Consider the following 1,049-nt stretch of genomic DNA (forward strand, 5'->3'; position numbering starts at 1 on the left):
ATGGGTCTGTTTGGGTACAAGGTATTTTTAGAACGGATTTTGAAGGTGGTTTTTGTGATATTGGTAATGGTATTTGGGATGATGACGAGTGGACTGAAGGTTCTGAAATTTTATTTTACAATATAGAAAACGATCTCATTATAGATATTGATACATTGGCAAGTAATTGGGACCCAAATGAACCATTTTTTAAACGAACTACTAGTCTTAATAACTTAATTGTTGACTATCAAGATATTATTCAGCCAGCGCCTATTGCTCTTGAAGAGTTGAATTATGGTATTATTGATACAATTAGTGGTGAATTAGTACCTACCAATATTGTTATTAAGGCTGGTTATTCTACAGATACAGGGAAAATTTATAAACATTATGCATTGCCTCCAATAATTACAGAATATGATGTTCCTGCTTACTATAGTAAAACTTATGATATTATTGATCATTATGAAACCACTTACTCAAATGTATTGATTGAACAATTAGATAATGAATTAATTGCTTATTGTTCTGATTCTGCTTATACAGAACAAGTTGATTGTCAAAATGCAAATAAACAATGGATAGAGCCTGCCATGGATTATTTGATTATGAAATCTAGATGGGTCACAGATGCTGGATACGATTATAATTACCATAGTTTTAGGCAGAAATCGCATGGCGATATTGTTCAATTAACACATCCGATTTATTTTAAACATTATGGATATATTACACAATTTTGGGCTGAAAAATCCGTGAAAGAAGTAACAATATTACGTACTATAATGGGATCATTAAGAGAAGGTGATAGTACTCATGTTGATTCGGTTGTTATTACACCTACAGGGGATTATGAAATATCAACTGATTATGTAGTATCTCTTGATAATATTGCAGTTCCCTACACGATTGGCTATGTGGATTTACAATCAGGAAAAGTAATTTGTAACCAGAATAATGCTGAAGTAGATAATTTTTTCCAATGCCCTCAAGATTCTGACAATATAATAATTAAGGATTGTTTTAAGATTCAACAAACTCGGACTATAAAATTATTTGGGCCTGCT

At 31.6% G+C, this 1,049-nt stretch carries 1 protein-coding gene; it reads left to right on the forward strand.

Annotated elements, in window-relative coordinates; genetic code table 11:
• A partial coding sequence (locus tag AMO08_RS05760; protein WP_179850736.1) for a hypothetical protein occupies window positions 1-1,049 on the forward strand: 1,049 nt, incomplete at both ends.

Source organism: Candidatus Pelagibacter communis (assembly GCF_001180205.1).
GTDB lineage: Bacteria > Pseudomonadota > Alphaproteobacteria > Pelagibacterales > Pelagibacteraceae > Pelagibacter > Pelagibacter ubique_O.